The 6,349-nt window shown below is 44.8% G+C and carries 5 protein-coding genes; 2 read left to right on the top strand and 3 right to left on the bottom strand.

From position 1 onward, the window contains the following. Nucleotides 1-209 precede the first annotated feature (209 nt). The gene (gene iolG, locus GZN30_RS21230; protein ID WP_075651189.1) at nt 210-1,196 is read left to right on the top strand and encodes an inositol 2-dehydrogenase; all 987 of its coding nucleotides are present in this window, start codon (nt 210-212) and stop codon (nt 1,194-1,196) included. Nucleotides 1,197-1,298: 102 nt separating this feature from the next. Continuing rightward, entirely contained in the window at nt 1,299-2,999 is a 1,701-nt protein-coding gene (locus tag GZN30_RS21235) for a solute:sodium symporter family transporter (protein ID WP_075651187.1), read from the top strand. 239 nt (nt 3,000-3,238) lie between these two features. Here the strand turns inward: GZN30_RS21235 and GZN30_RS21240 are convergent, their stop codons facing one another. From GZN30_RS21240 to iolC, 3 genes are all read right to left on the bottom strand, one after another. After that, nucleotides 3,239-3,997 (bottom strand): sulfite exporter TauE/SafE family protein, encoded by a 759-nt coding sequence (locus GZN30_RS21240; RefSeq protein WP_075651185.1) that lies wholly within the window; start codon nt 3,995-3,997, stop codon nt 3,239-3,241. 62 nt (nt 3,998-4,059) lie between these two features. Continuing rightward, nucleotides 4,060-4,950 carry a myo-inosose-2 dehydratase gene (gene iolE, locus GZN30_RS21245; RefSeq protein ID WP_075651183.1) on the bottom strand — a complete coding sequence of 297 codons (891 nt, stop codon included), beginning with the start codon at nt 4,948-4,950 and terminating at the stop codon, nt 4,060-4,062. A 29-nt stretch (nt 4,951-4,979) separates the two neighbouring features. Beyond that, nucleotides 4,980-6,349 (bottom strand): 5-dehydro-2-deoxygluconokinase (gene iolC, locus GZN30_RS21250; RefSeq protein ID WP_161987140.1); only part of this gene is annotated, 1,370 nt, incomplete at its 5' end.

Below are 6,349 nucleotides of genomic sequence, written 5' to 3' on the forward strand. Positions count from 1 at the left end.
TCAATCATCGAGCAAAAAACTACCAAGGTCACAATATTAAACCAAAAAACGTACGTTTCATTAATTAATATTGTGAAACATAATTTTCATTGTTAATGTGTCCCACAACGAGACATGCTCTTATCCTTCACACCCTACATGAGACACAGATAACACTTTGGCTCTAAGAAGATAAGAGTGGTTAATATAATTAATGAGGAACATATCCTATGTACAATATCGCTCTATTTGGTGCAGGTCGTATTGGTCAAGTCCATGCTGTGAACATCGCCAACCACAAAGAAACGACACTTTATTCAGTCAGTGACCCTTACACGGTAAATGCCGAAGCGTTAGCCACAAAATATGGTGCAAAAATTCAAACTATCGATGAAGCACTGTCTGATCCAAATGTACATGGCGTTCTTATTGCTTCTGCAACGGATACTCACGCAGAGTTAATTGAATTATCGGCGAAAGCAGGCAAAGCCATTTTTTGTGAAAAACCAGTTCACTTAGATCTTGAGCGTGTACGTGATTGCTTAAAAATCGTTGATGAGTGTAACGTTCCTCTCTTTGTTGGCTTTAACCGCCGTTATGACCCTCAGTTCAGAAAGGTACGTGAACAACTAAGCCTTGGTACCATTGGTAAAGCAGAAAGCCTACTGATCACTTCTCGCGATCCATCCCCACCGCCAGCAGAATACGTGAAAGTTTCTGGCGGTATGTTCCGCGACATGACGATTCATGATTTCGATATGGCGCGTTTCATCATGGGTGAAGATCCAGTTTCAATCTATGCGCAAGGCAGTAATTTAGTCGACCCAGCTATCGGGGCTGCTGGTGATATCGACACTGCATTTATCGTGATGAAGTTCCCGTCAGGAGCAATGGCTACGATCTCTAACAGTCGCCGTTCAGGCTATGGGTACGACCAACGCATCGAACTGCACGGTGAGAATGGTTTACTTCGTGCGAACAATATCCTTGAAGATGCCGTTGAAGTTTGGGGTGAACCAGGCTGTGTCGCGGCTAAACCAGAACATTTCTTCCTACAGCGTTATGAGAAAGCTTACCGCGCAGAATGGCAGCACTTTGTTGATGTATTGTCAGGTAAAGCCCAACCCGAATGCAGCGGTTTTGACGGTGAACAAGCGTTGCTAATGGCAGACAAAGCTCTTGAATCTCTTCTAACAGGTAAAGAAATCGCACTATAAAGCTCTATACCATACGGCTCCCACCTAGGTCATACCTAGGTGGCTTACCAGGCTCTGCATAGTTAAGGACGCGGGGTCGTAATAAAAGCTACTGGAGGTACCATGCTCGCTTTTATTTCATTTATTGGTTTTACTTTATTTGTCGCAGGGTTTGCGTATTACAAAACCCGCAGTACTGACGTAACAGGATCATCGGAAGGTTACTTCCTCGGAGGACGCTCTTTAACCGGTATCTACATTGGCGGTTCAATGTTATTAATGAACCTCTCCACCGAGCACTTAGTTGGGCTTAATGGATTAGCATTTAGAACCGGATTTATCGTTATGGCTTGGGAAGTCATGGCTGCGATGACCATCGTTTTATTCGCCATATTTTTCTTACCACGCTATCTCAAGCTGGGTATTTCTACCATTCCAGAATACCTAGAAAAACGTTTTGACAAACAAACACTAACTATCACATCCATCCTTTTCCTTGCTATGTACGTAATTTCTCTACTGCCAATTGTGCTTTATACCGGCGCAATTGCACTCGAGAGCTTATTCCAAGTATCCAATGTGTTCGATGTAGATAAAACCACCGCGCTTTGGGTCATGGTGTGGGGCGTTGGCAGCATTGGGGCTCTTTACGCTATCTTTGGTGGTATTAAAGCGATCGCCGTAGCCGATACTATCAATGGCGTTGGCTTGATCCTTGGTGGTTTGTTAGTTACGTTATTTGCACTGGCTTATGTGGGTGATGGTGACGTTTGGGGTGGCTTAGTTGAGGTATATGAAGCGAACCCTGATAAGTTTAATTCCATTGGTGATGAAGACTCTATGGTGCCGTTTTCGACACTATTTACCGGCTTGATCGTATCGAATATGTTCTTCTGGTGTACCAACCAATCGATTGTACAAAAAGCGCTGGGTGCTAAAAACTTAGCAGAAGGTCAAAAAGGCGTACTGCTGTGTGCGTTCTTTAAATTGATGATCCCTAGTATTATTATCCTTCCAGGTATTATTGCCTTCCACATTTTCAATGGTGAAATCAGTAACCCTGATCATGCATACCCGAGCCTCGTACAAATTGTACTGCCTGAAATGCTGGTTGGTTTCTTCGCCGCGGTGGTTGTTGGGGCGGTATTCTCTACTTTCAGTGGCGGTCTCAACTCATCCGTTGCGCTGTTCACTGTTAATATTTTCAAGAAGAGCCTACGCCCAGACGCAACGGAAGAGCAGTTAGTTAAATTTGGTAAATGGTTTGGCTTGTCGTTAGCACTGATCTCAATGATTGTTGCGCCGCTTGTCGCTAACGCCCCAAATGGATTGTTCTACTTAATTCAGCAACTTCAAGGGTTATTTAACTCACCTATTCTAAGTGTGGTTTTGGTTGGTCTGTTAACCAAACGAGTCCCGGCTATTGCGGCGAAATTGGGCCTACTTTTCGGTGTATCAGCTTACATTCTATTTAACTTCGTCTTCACCGTTGATATTCACTTCTTCCACTTAGTTGGGGCGCTGTTTGTCGCGAACGTCATATTTATGCTGGCTGTAGGTTACTTCTACCCTCAAGAAGCGCACGTCGACGTCTACACCGAGCAAGTAGATATTACGCCTTGGTCAATGACGCCAGCCGTAGCGGTGTTAATCACACTCTCTTCAGTGTCAATGTACATTTTCCTCGCCCATAACGTACCGGGTTGGTTGATGACCACCTATTACGTATTAGCAGCCGGCGCATTAGGTTATGTATTCTGGCAAATTGCACGTGTATTGATGAATAGTCCACGTGTACGCATGATGCGAGCCTCTTCCGAGTAATTATCAACAACATCACTCTTAACCACCACTGTCACGCAGTGGTGGTTTTTTATTTATCGCTGATTCCCTCCCACTACACTGGTTCATTATACGCTAACATAACCTGACAGCGTTCTGTTCGAGTAAACATTGACCGGACAGAATGAGAGACATCAAAGGGGAACGTGCTGGAAAGGAACAAATGGCCCTTTCGCTCACCAACCGAATGCCTCAATCGATGAGCAAAATCTCCTTTTCAATTACAGTGCCGCAACACCATCAATAAATAGATTCGACCCAGAAAGAACGAGCAAAGAGTAACATAAGGTATACACAGTTTCATTGCTGCAACGATGCAGTAGCCAAACCCCCATTTTGACGCCAATTGGCGCGATAGGCATCAACAAAAGTGCTGTTGCCATGTTAGCGATTTCAAGTTCTCCAAGCAGGTAGAACGGCACTAACTTACACACATTGGTTAAAGCAAAAAAAGCCGCCATGCTTGCAATAAGTACTACTTTGTCGATTTTCAACGACAAGAAATAGATACTCGCAGGACCACCGCCTGCATGTATCGCTGTGCTAGCAAAGCCACTTAAAAACCCCCACGGCGTAGCCATTAAATGAGCGTTCTCTTCGTCACGTCGTCGATAAGATAAAAAATATCTGGCAGAGAAGTACAAGCACAACAACCCAATCCCCACTCTGATCAATGCCTCTGAAAAAGAGAGCATAAACATGCCTGCTGCTGCGACCCCTATGACCATTCCCGGCAGCATCTGTTTAACGATTTGCCAATCGATAGAGCGATAATGGTGCTTAACGGCAAAAGCATCCATCAGCAATAAGATAGGCAACATTATTGCGGCAGCCTGAACAGGAGCGATGGTTAATGACATTAACGGTACTGCCACGATACCAAGAGCCCCGCCTAAACCGCCTTTCCCAATACCAAAAATGAGTATTGCCGGAATTGCTGTACAGTAAAACCAAGGGTCAGTAATGAAAAGAGCATCCATAATTTTTCGTTCCCATTAAAAAAAGCACCACAAAGGGTGCTTTTTTTATTCCACATAACGAACTAGATAAGACCAGCGTCTTTTGCTAGTTTTTCTAGGTTGTTGTAACCAAGCGTCGCATAGGTTAGTGGATGAGCAATCGCAGGATCTTGTTCAGCTTCTACGACCAACCAACCGCTGTAGTTTACATCTTTCAGTACTTTAAAGACGGCAGGGTAATCGACACAGCCGTCGCCAGGAACGGTATAAACACCTTCTAGTACAGAGTTAAGGAAACTTAACTTGCGATTTTTCACATCAGCCAACACATCTTTACGAACATCTTTACAGTGAACGTGGTTGATACGATCAGCCCATCGACGAGCCACTTCTACTGGATCTGCTCCTGCAAATGTTAAGTGACCAGTATCTAGTAGTAGACCGACTTCCGGACCAGTATGCTTCATTAGATTATCGACATCTTCTGCCGTTTCAATCACGGTACCCATGTGATGGTGGTATGCAATTTTCACACCTTGGCTTTGTGTGTATTTTGCAAACTCAGTCAGCTTCTTGCCGTACTCTTCCCATTGTTCTGCTGGGAACTGAGGACGCAGATGCACTGGTGTATCTTTTGCACCGTGAATACAGTTTGTCACTTCACATACAACCATTGCAGTTGAACCAAGCTCACGAAGCAGTACTAAGTGATCTTGTACAGCTTCAATCTCTTCTTCAACAGAACGCGTTAATAGCTCAAGTGAATACCAACCCGACACAAGTTTTAGACCATGCGCATCCAAAATTGGACCGAGTACGCTCGCTTGACGAGGAAATTTGTTGCCCAGTTCGAAACCAGCAAAGCCTGCTTGTTTACCTTCTGTTAGACATGTCTCTAGTGGAGTTTCCGCACCTAGAGCAGGCATATCGTCGTTAGTCCAAGTTAGAGGGTTGATACCTAGTTGAATCGCCATTATAAATTCTCCGTTTGTCTCACTAATTTTTAACCACGTTGCTGATTCCAAAGTTCGATCAGATTGTGGTAATTGATTTTAATTTTATTGATAAGTGTCTGATCGCTAATTTGACCAGCAAGCCATTCACGCGACGGTTCGCCAAATAAGGTACGACCCACCATAAAGCCTTTCACGATGTCTTTCCCGGCAGTTTGAGCAAACCCTTTCGCTAGCTCCTCTTGTGGGGCATCTAGACCTAGGATAACAACGCCACGACAGTGCTCATCTCTTGCGTTCACAAGCTCAGATACTTGATCCCATGTTTGTGCAGCTAATGGTGGTAGTTTCCACCAATCTGGTTTGATGCCGAGGTTGTAGAAGCGAGTCATGGCTCGGAAATACAGCTGGTCACTCTTCTCAATCCCTTCCGGTAGAATGATTTCAAGCAACAATTCATGACCAGACTTACAGCACGCTTCATACACTTCACGCACTTGATGTTCTTGCTCTAAACGAATTTGATACTCGTCTTCTGGATTGTAGAAACACAAGCACTTCACGACGTGCTCTTTTGGCCAATCGATCAACTGAGAGCCAATATTGCCGTGTTCCATTTTCAGCGGACGTGAACCTGGTAGTTCAATCGGACGACCAATCCACCATCCGTCACCAGTAATGTCATTCAATACATCTTGACCAAACGAGCTGTCACACAATAGACCCGACTTACCAATAAGATCGGCTTCAATACTGACTTGACGACTAGCCTCTAAGATGAGTTTTTTCAGCGGTTTAATTTGTGCAACATCAGCGCCGACTTCACGAGCCATATTGACAAACTGAATGCGGTGGTCGAACGCCATCACGCACAACTCAGGCCACTGCTGTTTACGAGTTGTCACACGATGCAGATGGTTAAGTTCGGAATCCAAGTCTGGACGCTTCACACTTTCTGCTCTAGCTAGATAGTTGTCGAGTTCCAATTTAGTTGGCATGGCTGGCGCACAACCATGGCGCGAGACCACAAGTGCACCGCATGCATTCGCATACGCACAAGCTTTCTCCCAACCTTCACCGTTAATGTAGCCACGCAACAGACCTGACATAAACGCATCGCCTGCACCCAGCACATTCAATACATCAACGCGCACACCCGTAATGGTAATACCTTCATCGAGCGTTGCTGGAATTGCATCGGTGTAAACGGAACAACCTAGCGCGCCACGTTTACATACAAGCTCAGCGTCTGATACTTGGCGAACAGCCTTTAATGCTTCAACGGTATCAATAGAGCCACCACAAATATGAAACTCTTCTTCTGTACCAACAATCACATCAAAAAGACCCAGTACCTCTTGCAGCTGCTCGGTTACTTTGCTTGATTCGATAAAACGAGTTTCGCCATCCCCCAGAGAAG

This window comes from Vibrio ponticus, from assembly GCF_009938225.1.
Classification (GTDB): Bacteria; Pseudomonadota; Gammaproteobacteria; order Enterobacterales; family Vibrionaceae; genus Vibrio; species Vibrio ponticus.